Origin of the sequence: Mixta mediterraneensis (genome assembly GCF_030283135.1) — a bacterium.
GTDB lineage: Bacteria > Pseudomonadota > Gammaproteobacteria > Enterobacterales > Enterobacteriaceae > Pantoea > Pantoea mediterraneensis.
Genome location: NZ_JASUAZ010000030.1, coordinates 1 through 14,426, shown reverse-complemented (window position 1 = coordinate 14,426; position 14,426 = coordinate 1). Strand labels below are relative to the sequence as shown.

Genomic DNA, 14,426 nt, shown 5'->3' with positions numbered 1-14,426 from the left:
CTATAAAAAGTCACGGTACTGCCGCGTGCGGGACGCTGTTTCCTGCACATCTTTTGCCGCAATACTTTTCAGCAGTCCGATGAAATGACGGGGTTTGAGTTCCGTGCCAGAAAGAGGGGTCTAATACTGGAGGAAGTTCATTCAGTCTATGGTATCCACAACGTCTCTTTCAAAGACATTAAGACGCACTGGACTGGAGTGTTGCGCCTTGCGAGATCGATAAAACATAAGGTAGTCACCACACCACTGATAATAAAAAAACTGGTCATTATCCCAAACAGAATGGCCTTGCAAAGGCCTTGAGGGAGATTGGGTACATTGAGCAGGCACTGTTTATGCTGGCTGGTTTCGCGATCCGGCTCTGCACCGACGTGTACAGACGGAATTAAAGCTTGGTAATGTTATAGTGATCAGCGATTTAGCAAATGAAAAGAGCATAATGATGCTTTTACAACGCACTTCACATAAAAGCGAAGACCAGGAAAATCGCTACCCTGGCGATGAAATCGCCGCTCTTCCCCGTTGCGGTCTGCGAGCGGGGGGTAAAATGATGAGCATTTAATGCTGTTGCGCCGGCTTCTCTTTTACGCCCTGAACGCGCCTTCAAATGCATCGCTGGTCGACGTCCGGGCTGCGACGAGGCGCGGCTGGCGCGGGTGGTTCGAGCTAGTTGATAAATCGGAGCCGTGTTTTTTCAGCGCCTTTTCCTGCTGTCTGTGAAAGATCTCCAGCACAAAAAATTTTTTTCGCGTTTACGTTGAACTTTTATTGAAACTTGCCTCGCTAGGCTCCGCTTAGGTTTTGTAAAAAAAGGATGTTGATGGTGAGGCTTGAATTAAATTCAACGTTGTATATCGCGAAGGGGCGTCATCGTGAATGTTACCTTCATCCTGACGACGATCGTCTGTGCGTGAAGATCATTTACAACGCAACGAACAGCGGGCTGAAGGAGTCCCGACGCGAGCAGGCATATTACCGCTTTCTGGAAAAGCGCAATATTGACTGGAGCGTTCTGCCCGCCTGCCACGGAAAGGTTGAAACCAACCTGGGAACCGGCATGGTGTTTGATTTCGTTCGTGATTTCGATGGTAAGCCGTCCAGAACGCTGGAGCATTATCTGCACCATGAGTTTTTCGATGGGTTAAATAACCCCGTATTCTGCAATGCGCTGGCGGCATTAAAAGTGGATCTGCTTAAAAACCGCATTATTTCCATGACATTAAAATCAAAAAATATTCTGTACAGAAAAGAGAGTGCGGAAACGGGGCGCCTGGTTATTGTCGACAACATCGGCAATTCTTCACTGATTCCGGTAGCAAGCTATAGCGATTTTTTTGGCAAGCGTAAGATTGAACGCACATGGGCCCGTTTCATCAACAGTCTGAGCGAAGTTCAGCAAACTGAGAGCCTCAACGGCGACATCGTCAACGGTTACCGCCAAAGTTGTCAGTATCCGAAGTGATGGGTCATCTGAAAGGCAGGACAGCAATAAGATTTTTCAGCAGGTTCTCCTACTTACATAAGCACAAACTTTGGGGAATCACTTTTGGACTAAAGAATACTGCGTCGGCACCGTAGGTGTAAATGCAGTGATGATCCGCAAATACGTAAAGTATCAAGTGAAACATGAAGTGGAAGATAAACAGCTATCGCTTCACTTCAGGATAACGCTTACTGCTCATGTGCACCTCTCTTTAAGCCATTTTAAATGACTCTGAGGTGTCTGTTAAACCTGTGGCGATTCACTTTACCGTTAATTCGATACTTAAGATACCAGAGACGTGAGCCGCCTGGATTGACCAAGAGGTATAGACCGTGTGAATCGGAGACTTTGAAGGATTTATCAGAAGGCTTGAGACTGCGGATTTTCGTGTCGTTGAGAGACATATGGGGGTCACTCCATAATCGAACCAAACTGACCCCAAATCTGACCACCAAATTCTCCCGATGCAGAGGGTAAAATCAAAATGCATCGGGAAGATTTTTCACGCTAACTTATTGAACCAACATCAGATAAGGATTCGCAAAGAGGCATGAAGACGAGAAATTGGCTCCTCTGACTGGACTCGAACCAGTGACATACGGATTAACAGTCCGCCGTTCTACCGACTGAACTACAGAGGAATCGTTTGAACGGGGCGCATATTAACGGCGGTCCATGACCTTGTCAAAGCTCTTTTTCACAAAACTATTTGACTGCTGAAATATACGCCAGTGAATCGAGTAGAGAGAAAAGGCACATTACGTGGAGAACGAAGATCAAGCCAGCGCGCTGCTGCGTTTTCAAAATGGCGTCTATGGCATGACTGAAATGTCGCGCATTGCCTTTGGCAGCAAAATGGCACCAACCAATGTGGTTACCGGCACTCAAGAATCGGGCGACAGAATATGATCCCGATTTCACCAAAGGCTTGCAGGTACAGAGAGTCATGGACGTGATTGTGGTTTCGGCACTGAAAAGAAAATGGATAGCGGTGTGATTTTCAGTTAAGTGTGAACTTCCCTTCAACCTGACATCCTCTGCGAAACAGCCAGGACGGGTTGAAGGGGAGCACACCGAAAAAGGTTAGCCCTCAGTACTTTTCTCCCACCAGAGTTTATCCAGCGCATAATAGCGGTCACGCTCGGCTTCCGGCTGATCCAGATTGCGGTGCCATGGCTTAGCCAAAATGTAGTGCAGATTCTTGACGTTATCGCTCTGCCACATTTGGCTATGCTGAAACGGCAGCGTTTTCAATGCGTTGTAAATATACGACAGCGGTAACCAGCGACCAGCAAAGACCTCATTCAATAAATCCTGCTCCGAGAACGGATAAGCGCTTAAATCATCAATCGCGGCGATCCGCTGCGCTAATGCGTCAAATACTGCATTATCCGGTGTTAACACCAGAAAGCCGCCATTCAGATAATTATCAAGATTAACCGGGGCCGGTTTGCCGCGATCCTGCCAGGTATAATGGCAAAATTCCGGTTGCCAGCTAACGGGATAAGTGGAAATTTTGTTCGGGTTACAGCGACAGGCATGACATGCTGCGAGCAGGTTATCGCCAAGATCCAGCGTAAACAGCTCATCCATATTTTGCAGTACCAGCATATCGGCATCTAAAAATACTACGCGTTCACAGTCTGTCAGCTGCCAGGCACGCAGCTTGGTCCAGACTTCACCAAACTGCGCCGACGCATAGTGATGTTCTAAATCGTCGCGCGGATAAAGCGGCTCGACCTGATGAATGACACAGCCTTGTGCCTGTAGATCTTCGCGATCGGCGAGGGGAATCGCATCCGTGGTCATTACTATCAGCGGCCAACGCGTTTCGCTCTGTTTCAGTGAGCGATGCAGCGCTTTCACGCCAACTAAATAGTCGGGTTGAGTCAACAACGTTACCCAGGCAAACATAATTTTCCCAAATAAATTCAATCGAAAAGAGTAGTGATGTAATCATTACTGAAGCGACGCTGTGGATCGAGCTGGTTGCGCAGAGCCCGAAACTCATCCCACCTGGGATAGATTTCGCGCCATGTATAGCGCTCATCATCGTAATATTTTCCCCAGTGGGGACGTCCACCTTCTTCTGCCAGCAGCTTTTCCACCTCTGTCAGAAAATGCAGCCCCTCTTGAGAAAGCGAACCGTCGTCAGCGTAATAGACTACAAAGCCGAAAAAGCAGGTCGGGCGACCGTAAGCCGGGCTTAACCAGGCCGACGACGCTCCTGTGCAGCGCAGAATAACCGGATAATGCATATGCGGCTGGTTCCGGGCATACCAGCTTTTTATTTTGCTAATAATGGCGGGAGTATTTTCCAGCGGCACGCCGATTTCTACATTGATTTGTGGCACGGCAATGCCGCGACAAAATAGCTGATAGATGTCGCCGGTCACGTCAGTAAAATCACGGAAACGGGTGACAGTGCGAAACTGTTTGCCGCCTTTACCGTGAATCTGCGTATCACGATGCATATGCGCCAGCGTTTGATCGATAGTGTCATTTAAACTGTCGTCGCCCGTATCGGCATGTTCCACCACTTTGCGACCGCGCTGCTCATAACGCTGTCGATCTTCAGGGCTGGCTTCCTGGGCATTCCATACATGCATAAGATTGTCATCAACGAACCACCAGGCTTTGCTAAACGGATACGCTTCATTCCAGCGCGGTAAATCCTGTTCAAGGCGGTCGGCGGTGACGGCATATTTATGGCAGGTAAAAATACGGAATGGCGCGGTTCGTAGCGTGACGGCGGTAACAATACCGAGTGCGCCGAGCGTCACTTGTGCGGCGGAAAAGTCTTCCTGACCACGGACAAACTCGCGCAGTGAACCATCCGCGAGCACCATGCGAATACGCAACGCTTCGTCGGCCAGCGAACTTTGCTGCAATCCCTGGCCGTGCGTGCCGGTAGCCATCGCGCCTGCTAATGTCTGCACGGCAATGACGCCAGGCGACGATGCCAGCATACGATCCATCGTGGTTAGCGTGGCATAAATCTGCTGTAAAGAGGTGCCCGCACCAAACGTCGCGCTGTTTTCATCGCTGGCGATCAGGCCGGAAAGGGCGCTGAGATCCAGCAACAAATGGTTTTCATCGACCTGCAGCATCCTGCCGGGCGAAAGTCTGCTGCCCATTACGCGTACCCGGCCTTGCGACTGTCGCATGATCTCCTGAAGTTCTGCTTCGTTAGCTGGACGTTTCACCTGCTGGCGGCTGCCGATCCGGGTGTTTTGCGCCCAGTTCCACAGCGCATCATCTGATGGTTCAACCTGGGTTTGACGAAGCGGATAAAGGTGGGCGTCTCTGCTCACAACTGCGTTCCTGTTTATTAAGGTCTGTGACGGATTTCGTCATTAAAGCGTAGACCATCCCAGAAGGTGGCTTATTTCGCTAGTCCGCTAGTCGGGCTTGCGGATATAGCGCAACGTTGCGGTCACCGCTAACTGTCGGTTGCGATGAATGCTTTCTTCTTCGCTGTTGTCCGGGCTGAACAGCGCATTGAAGGTATAACGATTAGAGACATGATGGACGCAAATACTGCTGATTAAGCGGTGCACATCAATGGCTTGTACCTCTTTGATAAACAAACCTTGCTGTTGACCACGTGTCAGGATGTCATCCAGCACGTCGAGCGCGCTGCGATTCAGCGCTTTAATCTGCGTAGACTGGCTGATATAGCGACCACGCAGCAGGTTCTCGGTACAGACTAACCGCATAAAATCCGGGTGCGAGACGTGATAATCAAAACTGGCTTCCACCAGTTTGATCATCGCCTGCTCCGGTTTGATCTTTGCCAGATCCAGCCCGGTTTCGTGCTGGCGAATCGACTGATAAACCTGCTCCAGCACATCAATATAAAGCTGCTCCTTCGTCCCAAAGTGATAGACCACCATGCGTTTAGTGGTCTGCGCGTTCTCGGCGATTTTTTCCATACGCGCGCCCTGCATACCGAACTCAGCAAAAATTTTTAACGCACTGGCAATAATGCGTTTTTTTAGCCCTTCAGGGTCATTTTTTCGTTTTGTGATTTCCGACATAGCGTTAAAAAGCTGCTCAACGAAATAAGAAGAAGGAAGAGATTATCACAGCTATTTGTAAGGGAATGCGGCCGGGGTGCGTAATCAAGGCATAAAAAACCGCTTACGTTGCCTTAAGCGGTTTTTTCGAATGTGGCTCTTCTTACGGGGATCGCCTTTGCCTTTGGGTGGCTAAAAAGTAGGCGATCGTGGGAAGGAGCTCCTGCCTGGATAACCGAAATGTCCGCCAATAGGCGCAGCAACGCGCAGAGATGCCTGACTTCGGGTAAAGGTGACTCCTGGCGGTGCGTTTTTTTAAGCAGCGCGTAACAGGCCAGCATATAGACATCGATCTTGTCCGTTTTGGTCATAATCCCCATGCCGCAGGCAAAGTCCCGGTTACGGTGCGCATTTGCACGCTATTTGAACGAAAGGAATCTCGTTTGGATTGATCTTTTGTTTCTACCTTATCTCTTGAATGTACAAATGTTCATTGCTCGTTTAAGCGTTGCGATAGGGATCGCACTTTCTGTCTGAATTATTACTTAGCACACTAATTGTGATTAACGTCACGCTTTAAGCGTAAAAAATAGGCGATAAATATAACAGATGAACATCATTCGTTCATTTGATCATGATTCGATATAAAACCTTCGTTGTCACACTTAACGTTAATGGAGCGAGCATGCCAGACATAACAACGTAGCGCCGGTATTGCAGTGAACAGCCCGTTTAAAGTCAATGCCCGTAATAGACGTTTCGCCTGATGGTGATGGCTCCACCTCTGACTTACCTCGCAAAAGGTTACCCTATGAAAAACAGATTCAGTACGCGAGTGCTGGCGCTTTTTTGCGCCCTGTCGTTTCTGATGTATATCGACCGCGTCAACCTTTCCACCGCGGCCGGACTGATCAAATCGGATTTGGGTTTAAACAATACCGACCTGGGGCTGATATTCTCCGCCTTCGCTTACACCTATCTCGTGTTCCAGATTATTGGCGGCTGGTTCGTTGACCGATTCGGTGCGCGCAAAACCATCATTATTTGCGGTAGCATTTGGGTGGTTGCCACTGTCTGCACCGGTTTTGCTGGCGGTTTTGTCTCGCTGTTTCTGTCACGGCTTTTACTTGGCGTGGGTGAGGGCGCCGCGCTGCCTTCACAGGCGCGCGCCATGACATTCTGGTTCGCTCGTGAAAAACGCGGGTTCGTACAAGGCATTACGCATTCTTTCTCCCGTTTTGGTAATGCAGTCACGCCATCGCTTGTAGCATTGCTGGTGTTGCTGCACTCGTGGCGTTTTTCATTTATTGCGTTGGGCGCGATTACTGCCGTATGGCTGGCGTTCTGGATTGCTGGCTTTCGCGATAATCCTCATCAGATTGCCGAAATGAGCGAAAAAGAGCGTAAAACGTTGCCTCAGCTTGATGCTGGCGTAACGGATAAAGTCAAAGCGCCGATTCCCTGGAAAGCATTGCTGAAACGTATAGGCCCGACTATGGGTGTCTATTTTTGCTATGGCTGGACCGGCTGGCTATTTTTCACCTGGTTGCCCACTTTTTTCATGAACGGTCGCGGAATGGATCTTAAGTCGTCAGCACTGTTTACTTCCGCCGTGTTCCTGTCTGGCGTGGTGGGCAACACGGTCGGTGGCGTGGTCAGCGACATGATTCTGAAACGCACCGGCAACGTTGTGAAGGCGCGGCGCAACGTCATCATCTTCAGCTTTTTCAGCGCTATGTTGCTGCTTATTCCGGTAATTAACTCGACCGATATGACGGTGATCACCGTCTGCCTCGGCCTTGCATTCTTCTGCCTCGAACTCACCATCGGGCCTATCTGGGCGGTGCCGATGGAGATCACACCTAAATATGTCGGCGTCGCCAGCGGCCTGGTTAATGCGGGTTCAGCAGTGGCGGGTATCATTTCGCCGATTTTGTTCGGCATCATTATCGACAAAACCGGTAACTGGAGCCTGCCCTTTTACGGCTCGGTCGTGCTGTTGATGGTGGGTATTGTACTCACTTTCTTTATGCGCCCGGATATTCCGCTGTCTGATGATTCCACTTCGCACGGCGACATGCAGACCGCACACAACATCTACCACTAAGGAAACTATGATGAAAAAACCTTCAGTTGCATTGGTATTGGGCGATCCGGCAGGTATTGGTCCGGAGCTGGTCGCGAAAGTTTTGTCGCAACCCGCGCTGCGCGAACTGGCAAATATTATTCTTATTGCCGATCGTAACGAGCTGGAAAAAGGAATGGACATCGTCGGCCAGCGCTTTCCGTATCGGGAAATTTCAAACGCGGAAGCTGTCACTTTTACGCCGGGCGAACCGCTGCTGCTTAACCATGACTGGACGCAACGTACGCCGTTTGATTATGGCAACGCTACCGAGCAGAGCGGCGTCTATATTCTGGAGACGCTGGCACGCGCGGTAGAACTGACGCAACAGGGGATTACGCAAGGCGTCTGCTTTGCTCCGCTAAATAAACAGGCCATGCATATGGGCGGGCTAAAGCACCGCGATGAACTGCACTGGTTCGCTGAATTGTTGAATTACAACGACTTCTGCTGTGAAGTGAATGTCGTTGATAATCTCTGGGCCGGACGCGCCACATCACATATTCCGTTCCGCGATATTGTCAGTAACCTTAACGTTGATGGTGTGGTGGATACCATCGCATTAATGGATCGTACGCTGCGTCAGGCGGGCGTTGCGCAGCCGAAGATCGCAGTTCAGGCACTGAATCCGCACGGCGGGGAAAACGGCCTGTTCGGCGATGAGGAGCAAACCATTATTAAACCCGCCATGGCAAAAGCGAAAGAGCAAGGCATTGAAGTATATGGACCTTATCCGGCAGATACGACGTATAAAGCCGTCGAGACGCAAAAACTGGATGCTGTGGTGTCGATGTATCACGATCAGTTCGCCACCGCTTTGAAAATGCTGGGTTTCGAGCGCGGTATTACCGTTCAGGGTGGATTGCCTGTTCCCATCGCTACCGCCAACCACGGCACTGCCTACAACCTTTACGGGCAGAATCTGGCTTCCTCTTCAGCCTTCGAAAAGGCTTTTCGGCTGTTAGTTCGCATGGCATCTAACGTCTCTAAATTTCTGACGGGCCGCCGGGCGTTTTGTCCGGGAGGCCTTAAATGCGACAGGCGGAATGCCGCGTTAGAAAGACGATATGCCCACACGTTTGATATTGCAGAGAAGCCCGGCATCATGCGTGGATACTGATAATGTCTGGCTGCAGCTACTGCCTGTTACCCGATTACGTTTGATGCTTCCGGTTCCTGCTTCGTACAGAAAGGAGAATGCCCGATATGTCTCATTCGCTTAAGCTCGGCGTGAATACATCTATTTTCGACGGCCACGATATGGATGTCGCTTTTAGCCTGATTAAACAGACCGGCTATAAGTATGTGGAACTGGCTTATAACCAAGGCTACGTTGGCGATCTGGATGACAGTCTGTTTAGCCCGGGCAACGCGGAACGCATTCGCAAGCTACTGGACAAGCATCAGCTTAAAACATTGGCTTTAGGTTGTACGTTCAATCTGGCGCGAGCGGAGGCCGTTTCCTGGTTGCAGACGCGCATTCAGTTCGCACAGCGGATCGGCGTAAATTTATTGAATGTCTGCACGGCGAGCCGGCGCGACTATGCGGCTTTAGTGAAAAACCTTCAGCAGATTGTACCCGTACTTCAGCAGGCAGAATGTCAGTTACTCATTGAAAACGGTGGTGATCATAATTACGACGCTTTTGCCTTAACTCATGAGGGTGAGCAATTGCTGCATGACGTTAATGCGTCGTCGATCGCTTTTAATGGCGATGCGGGCAATATGGTATCGCTACGTCCTGAGGCAGATGCGATTGGAGAAGTACTGCAAATGTTGCCAAATATGCGCCATTGCCACATAAAAGACGTTGTGAAACTGGAAAATGAATACCGTTTTCCAGCGATTGGCCAGGGCCTTCTGGATTATTCGCGGCTGATACCGGTTTTAGCCGCTCATGAGATCCCCTGTACATTAGAGATCCCATTACGTATGCACCGACTGGCAGACAGTACACCACAGCGCAGCAGCACGCCGGTTCCGGTTGATCGCATTGTGAATGTTCTGAGCGAAAGTAAGCGGTTTATCGATTCAATCCGACTTTAAACGTATGCGCATAATGATTGCGGCTAGCGCGCACCAGGGGTGCGGAATGCTTTGGTGCGCTCAGCAAGCAGGCGCGCGTTCGGTTCGCTCATTAGCGATTAGCAACACAAAAAGAAGCTTCATTACGCCTTCAGCAAAATAATTGCTAACAGCCATAGGTCTTTTTTCATATCGACCCTCAATAAACAGCTATAACCCCGGCATCTGGATACGGGCATTCCCGGCCGTATCGATGAAATTAAACTGGTTATCCGCGCAATATTTCGCCAGCACAGACGTCAGGCGGTTGCACACCCGTAATGCAGGAATATCTGGAGGAAAGTGGGTCATCTGTTCACGGACGGTCATCAGCGACGCTTTACGATGGATATGCTTTACTTCCAGGGCAAATGTCACTCTCTCGCCCCCTAAGATACAAGTCAAAAATGTTACGCTTGAACAATCATCCTTATGGCATTTCCCATTTCAGCAGCCGCTCAGCTGCTGAATCTCTCGACCTGAACTGACGAGTCAGTTGCAGGCGTTCTAAAACGGGTCTTTTTTGCTGATTGTTCTTAGCTGACTTTCAAAAACCGCTGAAAAACAAAAAGCCCGCTCAGGTTTCCCTGAGCGGGCTTCTCTAAATTTGGCTCCTCTGACTGGACTCGAACCAGTGACATACGGATTAACAGTCCGCCGTTCTACCGACTGAACTACAGAGGAATCGTTGGAACGGGGCGAATATTAACGACGCTGCCTCGGGATGTCAAAGCCCTCTTTAACTTATTGCGTTCAACTGCTCGTAAAAGCAGCGCATTGCTGCTTTTTCATTACATTAGCCTGCTTTTCAAACTGCAAACAAGATCTCACTTTATGTGCATTTATCGGTAGATGTTAGATGCGCGTCAAAGTTTTGTTATTTGACGATGTTAAAACAATCATTTCAATGCTTTTATGTTAAAAGTTTCAAAAAGTAAGTATATGGAATAAATAAACTGTTTACTGCTGCCGGTGGAACAGGGCGGAAAAACTGAAACCTCCATTTGAATTTAAATAGTGTTTAATCAACACATTGTGAAAAGGAGTGATCGATCACAGAAATGCGTTAAACCCCAGGTCTTACCTCTATTAACCGATAAAAAACGCCAGCCGTGTTGAATGAATGTAAAAAATATTTTTCATTCGCGGTGTCAACTCACTGAGCAAGTTAACGATAAAGAAGGGTCTCTATGAACATCAAAAAAACGATCGTTGCCTCACTGTTAGCCTGCATGTTACCCGCTGCCGCAATGGCAAAAGACATTCAGGTCGGCGTTTCCATGGCGCTGTTTGACGATAACTTTCTCACCATTGTGCGTACTTCGATTCAGCAAGAGATGCAGAAAGATGGCGTAAAAGGCCAGATCGAAGATGCCAAAGGTGACGTGGCGCAGCAATTACAGCAGGTACAAAGCTTCATAGGCCAGGGTGTTGACGCCATCATCGTTAACCCGGTGGATACCAATGCGGTAAAACCGATTATGGATCAGGCGAAGAAAGCTGGCGTGGCGCTGGTATTTGTTAACCGTCGGCCACAGGCCGAACTGACTGACAAAATGGCGTATGTCGGATCGGATTCCGAGCTGGCGGGTCGTTTACAGATGGAAGAACTGGCGAAAGCCATGCATGGCAAAGGTAACGTCGCGATCCTGCTGGGCGATCTGGCGAATGAATCGACACGTGACCGTACCAAAGGCGTAGAAGCGGTCGTGGCTAAATATCCAAATATCAAGGTCGTGCAGAAGCAGACCGCGAAATTTATGCGCAACGATGCCGTTGATGTGGTGAGTAACTGGTTAACAGCAGGGGATGATATTCAGGCCATCGCTTCAAATAACGACGAAATGGCAATCGGTGCCTTGCAGGCGCTGGGGAAAAACCCTAACCACATTTTAATTGCTGGGGTGGATGGCACGCCAGACGCGTTACAGATGTTAAAGAATGGAAAGATGGTCGCTACCGTTTTCCAGGATGCTAAAGGTCAGGGTGAAGGCGCAGTGCAAACGGCGATCAAACTGGCTAAGGGTGAAGAAGTACAAAAAGTGGTCAACGTCCCGTATCAGCTGATCACAAAAGACAACATGGACAAGTTTACGAATCGTAACCAGAAATAATCGTTCCCGACTTAGCCGTACGGAGGTGATGTATGACCGCTTTTGCGCTTGAAGCCGAAGGCATCAGTAAGTTCTTCCCAGGAGTGAAGGCTCTCGACAACGTATCGCTGCGGGTGCGTTCGGGAACGGTACATGCCTTGATGGGGGAAAATGGCGCGGGCAAATCCACTTTAATGAAGTGCCTGATCGGGATGTATCGTCCCGACATGGGGACGATTCGCATTAAAGGGGAGCCGGTGCAGTTTCAGGACACTATGGACGCGTTGCGTTCCGGCGTTTCCATGATCCATCAGGAGCTGAATCTGGTGCCGTACATGACAGTGGCCGAAAACATCTGGCTGGGACGAGAACCGATGAAGTTTGGTTTTGTCGATCACAGCAAACTTAACCAGGTGACGCAGGAACTGTTAAACAGACTGAATATCCGGTTAAAAGCCGATCGTATGGTGGGCGATCTGAGCATTGCGTCGCAACAGATGGTTGAAATTGCCAAAGCGGTGTCATGGAATTCCGACATCGTGATCATGGACGAACCCACTTCCGCATTGACGGAAACAGAAGTTGCCCATCTGTTTACCATTATTCGCGACCTGCGTGAGCAGGGTAAAGCCATTATTTATATCAGTCACAAAATGGATGAAATCTTTGCGATTACCGATGAGATCAGCATTTTTCGTGATGGCAGCTGGATTGGCAGCAACCACACCACGGAATTCACTCGCCAGTCGCTGATAACCCAAATGGTTGGACGTGAACTGACGCAGCTGTTTCCGAAATTCAACAATGCCATCGGCGAAGAAGTGCTGACGGTGCGCAATCTCACCTGCAAAGATCGCTTTACTGACATCAACTTTACCCTGCGTAGAGGTGAAATTCTCGGCGTCGCCGGATTAGTCGGAGCAGGGCGCAGCGAAGTGATGGAAAGTCTGTTCGGCATGGAAAGTTTTGACAGCGGCGAAGTGCTGATTGACGGGGTGCCCGTAAACATTGATTCGCCATCAACAGCGATTGAAAAGGGGATGGCATTTCTGACCGAGGACCGTAAAAAGTCCGGGCTGTTCCTGGTGCTGTCGGTAATGGAGAACATGAGCATCGTCAATATGCCGGAATACAGCGGCAAGAGCGGCTTTGTCAGCCACGTGAAGATGGCGCAGGACTGCATGGAGCAGATCCGCCGTCTTAACATCAAAACGCCGACCATGGATCAGATCATCAATAACCTCAGCGGGGGTAATCAGCAGAAGGTTTTGATTGCGCGCTGGCTACTGGCGCAACCGAAGATTCTGATTCTGGACGAACCTACTCGCGGTATCGACGTAGGGGCGAAAGCAGAGATTTATCGTTTGATCAGTGAACTGGCCAACCGTGGCGTGGCAATCATCATGGTGTCGTCTGAACTGCCGGAAATTCTCGGCATGAGCGACCGGGTGATGGTCATGCATGGCGGGCGTATAACCGGCATCCTCGATAAAGAAGAAGCCGATCAGGAAACCATTTTGTCGTTGGCATCCGAGTGAGGCGCGAGAAAAATTATGAGCAATATGAAAGTAACTGCCCCAGCGGCAAATCATCAAACGTCGTTTTTCGCCAGTCTGCGGCACAAGATGCCGAAAGATACCGGCATCTTTGTGGTGATGGTCGGCATCGCGCTGATCTTTGAAATCGCCGGTTGGTATGTGCGCGATCAATCCTTTCTGATGAACACTAACCGTTTGATTTTGATTCTGTTACAGGTTGCGATAATCGGCATCATCGCGGTGGGTGTAACCCAGGTCATCATTACTACCGGCATCGACTTGTCTTCCGGTTCGGTCATTGCCTTAACCGCTGTAGTGGCGGCCAGTCTGGCGCAAACCTCGGACAGCCTGACGCCGATGTTTCCGGCGCTGGTCAATATGCCTGCGGTAATACCGATTGGGGCGGGTATTGGGGTTGGATTGTTATGCGGCCTGGTCAACGGCGCACTGATTACCCGCACCGGCATCCCGCCTTTCATCGCCACGCTGGGCATGATGGTATCTGCAAGAGGGCTGGCGCAGTATTACACTCAGGGCAATCCAATTAGTTTCCTGTCTGATAGCTTTACGTCTATCGGTCAGGGCGCTATGCCTGTAGTTATTTTTCTGGTGGTGGCGTTCCTGTTCCATGTTGCGCTGAAGCATACCCGCTACGGTAAATACGTTTATGCTATTGGCGGTAACATGACCTCGGCGAAAGTGTCGGGTATTAACGTAAACAAATATTTGATCATTGTTTATACCATTGCAGGCGCGCTTTCCGGTCTGGCGGGCGTGGTGCTGGCGGCGCGCGTCAGCAGCGGTCAGTCAAGTATGGGCATGGCCTATGAACTGGATGCGATTGCCGCAGCGGTGATCGGGGGCAGCAGCCTGATGGGCGGCGTGGGTCGTATTACCGGAACGTTGATTGGTGCGGTTATCCTTGGTTTGATCAAAAGTGGATTCACCTTTATCGGGGTGGATGCTTATGTGCAGGATATTATTTGTACTAGCTCAGACCTGATCTGACAGTTACCGGTTATTTATACAGGTGTCTGTCAGATTAAATCTGGTTCAGATTCTTTTCTGCCCAGACCCGTTTTCCATCAAGTAACGTGGCCATTG

The 14,426-nt window shown here is 49.7% G+C and carries 11 protein-coding genes, 2 tRNA genes and 6 pseudogenes; 10 read left to right on the top strand and 9 right to left on the bottom strand.

Features of this window, described 5'->3' with window-relative positions; translation table 11 throughout:
- Positions 1-15: 15 nt before the first annotated feature.
- A pseudogene (locus QRY16_RS15670) lies at positions 16-105 on the bottom strand (hypothetical protein); the annotation flags it as partial.
- A 63-nt stretch (positions 106-168) separates the two neighbouring features.
- Here QRY16_RS15670 and QRY16_RS15665 point away from each other — a divergent pair.
- From QRY16_RS15665 to tnpA, 3 genes and pseudogenes are all read left to right on the top strand, one after another.
- Positions 169-397, top strand: a pseudogene (locus QRY16_RS15665) (Tn3 family transposase); the annotation flags it as partial.
- Positions 398-814: 417 nt separating this feature from the next.
- The gene (locus tag QRY16_RS15660) at positions 815-1,462 is read left to right on the top strand and encodes a YrbL family protein (protein ID WP_419776140.1); all 648 of its coding nucleotides are present in this window, start codon (positions 815-817) and stop codon (positions 1,460-1,462) included.
- Positions 1,423-1,712 (top strand): annotated as a pseudogene (gene tnpA / locus QRY16_RS22245) (IS200/IS605 family transposase); the annotation flags it as partial. The gene QRY16_RS15660 and the pseudogene tnpA, both read left to right, overlap by 40 nt.
- A gap of 25 nt (positions 1,713-1,737) precedes the next feature.
- Here tnpA and QRY16_RS15650 read toward each other — a convergent pair.
- A pseudogene (locus QRY16_RS15650) lies at positions 1,738-1,887 on the bottom strand (Arm DNA-binding domain-containing protein); the annotation flags it as partial.
- 161 nt (positions 1,888-2,048) lie between these two features.
- A tRNA-Asn gene (locus QRY16_RS15645) sits at positions 2,049-2,124 on the bottom strand.
- A gap of 121 nt (positions 2,125-2,245) precedes the next feature.
- Here QRY16_RS15645 and QRY16_RS15640 point away from each other — a divergent pair.
- Positions 2,246-2,480: pseudogene (locus QRY16_RS15640) on the top strand (hypothetical protein); the annotation flags it as partial.
- 86 nt (positions 2,481-2,566) lie between these two features.
- Here the strand turns inward: QRY16_RS15640 and QRY16_RS15635 are convergent.
- From QRY16_RS15635 to QRY16_RS22350, 4 genes and pseudogenes are all read right to left on the bottom strand, one after another.
- The gene (locus QRY16_RS15635) at positions 2,567-3,397 is read right to left on the bottom strand and encodes a glycosyltransferase family 8 protein (RefSeq protein ID WP_289777259.1); all 831 of its coding nucleotides are present in this window, start codon (positions 3,395-3,397) and stop codon (positions 2,567-2,569) included.
- 17 nt (positions 3,398-3,414) lie between these two features.
- Positions 3,415-4,797: a D-arabinono-1,4-lactone oxidase gene (locus QRY16_RS15630; RefSeq protein WP_289777258.1), complete on the bottom strand. Its 1,383-nt coding sequence runs from the start codon at positions 4,795-4,797 to the stop codon at positions 3,415-3,417.
- Positions 4,798-4,884: 87 nt separating this feature from the next.
- Entirely contained in the window at positions 4,885-5,523 is a 639-nt protein-coding gene (locus tag QRY16_RS15625) for a TetR/AcrR family transcriptional regulator (protein WP_193404965.1), read from the bottom strand.
- A 233-nt stretch (positions 5,524-5,756) separates the two neighbouring features.
- A pseudogene (locus tag QRY16_RS22350) lies at positions 5,757-5,918 on the bottom strand (IS110 family RNA-guided transposase); the annotation flags it as partial.
- Between the two features lie 395 nt (positions 5,919-6,313).
- On the opposite strand from QRY16_RS22350, the gene QRY16_RS15620 reads away from it, so the two are divergent.
- The 3 genes from QRY16_RS15620 to QRY16_RS15610 all read left to right on the top strand — a co-directional run bounded on the left by QRY16_RS15620 (position 6,314) and on the right by QRY16_RS15610 (position 9,673).
- Positions 6,314-7,609: an MFS transporter gene (locus tag QRY16_RS15620; RefSeq protein WP_289777257.1), complete on the top strand. Its 1,296-nt coding sequence runs from the start codon at positions 6,314-6,316 to the stop codon at positions 7,607-7,609.
- Positions 7,610-7,616: 7 nt separating this feature from the next.
- The gene (locus QRY16_RS15615) at positions 7,617-8,747 is read left to right on the top strand and encodes a 4-hydroxythreonine-4-phosphate dehydrogenase PdxA (protein ID WP_289777256.1); all 1,131 of its coding nucleotides are present in this window, start codon (positions 7,617-7,619) and stop codon (positions 8,745-8,747) included.
- An 86-nt stretch (positions 8,748-8,833) separates the two neighbouring features.
- A complete protein-coding gene (locus QRY16_RS15610) occupies positions 8,834-9,673 on the top strand; it encodes a sugar phosphate isomerase/epimerase family protein (RefSeq protein ID WP_289777255.1) in 840 nt (279 codons plus the stop codon).
- A 189-nt stretch (positions 9,674-9,862) separates the two neighbouring features.
- Here the strand turns inward: QRY16_RS15610 and QRY16_RS15605 are convergent, their stop codons facing one another.
- Together QRY16_RS15605 and QRY16_RS15600 are read right to left on the bottom strand one after the other, a co-directional pair.
- A complete protein-coding gene (locus QRY16_RS15605) occupies positions 9,863-10,069 on the bottom strand; it encodes a hypothetical protein (RefSeq protein ID WP_289777254.1) in 207 nt (68 codons plus the stop codon).
- 230 nt (positions 10,070-10,299) lie between these two features.
- Positions 10,300-10,375: transfer RNA gene (locus QRY16_RS15600), tRNA-Asn, on the bottom strand.
- Positions 10,376-10,881: 506 nt separating this feature from the next.
- Here QRY16_RS15600 and QRY16_RS15595 point away from each other — a divergent pair.
- The 3 genes from QRY16_RS15595 to QRY16_RS15585 are packed head-to-tail and all read left to right on the top strand — an operon-like array spanning position 10,882 to position 14,330.
- Positions 10,882-11,805, top strand: a complete 924-nt coding sequence (locus QRY16_RS15595; protein ID WP_289777253.1) for a sugar ABC transporter substrate-binding protein — start codon at positions 10,882-10,884, stop codon at positions 11,803-11,805.
- 32 nt (positions 11,806-11,837) lie between these two features.
- Complete coding sequence (locus tag QRY16_RS15590; protein ID WP_289777252.1) at positions 11,838-13,322, top strand: sugar ABC transporter ATP-binding protein; 1,485 nt, start codon at positions 11,838-11,840, stop codon at positions 13,320-13,322.
- A gap of 24 nt (positions 13,323-13,346) precedes the next feature.
- Positions 13,347-14,330 (top strand): ABC transporter permease, encoded by a 984-nt coding sequence (locus tag QRY16_RS15585; RefSeq protein ID WP_289777278.1) that lies wholly within the window; start codon positions 13,347-13,349, stop codon positions 14,328-14,330.
- Positions 14,331-14,426 lie beyond the last annotated feature (96 nt).

Excerpts from the sequence above, each read along its gene's own strand:
- QRY16_RS15635 (WP_289777259.1), bottom strand. The coding sequence starts at position 3,397 with ATGTTTGCCTGGGTAACGTTGTTGACTCAACCCGACTATTTAGTTGGC.
- QRY16_RS15595 (WP_289777253.1), top strand. The coding sequence starts at position 10,882 with ATGAACATCAAAAAAACGATCGTTGCCTCACTGTTAGCCTGCATGTTA.
- QRY16_RS15620 (WP_289777257.1), top strand. The coding sequence starts at position 6,314 with ATGAAAAACAGATTCAGTACGCGAGTGCTGGCGCTTTTTTGCGCCCTG.
- QRY16_RS15625 (WP_193404965.1), bottom strand. The coding sequence starts at position 5,523 with ATGTCGGAAATCACAAAACGAAAAAATGACCCTGAAGGGCTAAAAAAA.
- QRY16_RS15615 (WP_289777256.1), top strand. The coding sequence starts at position 7,617 with ATGATGAAAAAACCTTCAGTTGCATTGGTATTGGGCGATCCGGCAGGT.
- QRY16_RS15585 (WP_289777278.1), top strand. The coding sequence starts at position 13,347 with ATGAAAGTAACTGCCCCAGCGGCAAATCATCAAACGTCGTTTTTCGCC.
- QRY16_RS15610 (WP_289777255.1), top strand. The coding sequence starts at position 8,834 with ATGTCTCATTCGCTTAAGCTCGGCGTGAATACATCTATTTTCGACGGC.
- QRY16_RS15660 (WP_419776140.1), top strand. The coding sequence starts at position 815 with ATGTTGATGGTGAGGCTTGAATTAAATTCAACGTTGTATATCGCGAAG.
- QRY16_RS15590 (WP_289777252.1), top strand. The coding sequence starts at position 11,838 with ATGACCGCTTTTGCGCTTGAAGCCGAAGGCATCAGTAAGTTCTTCCCA.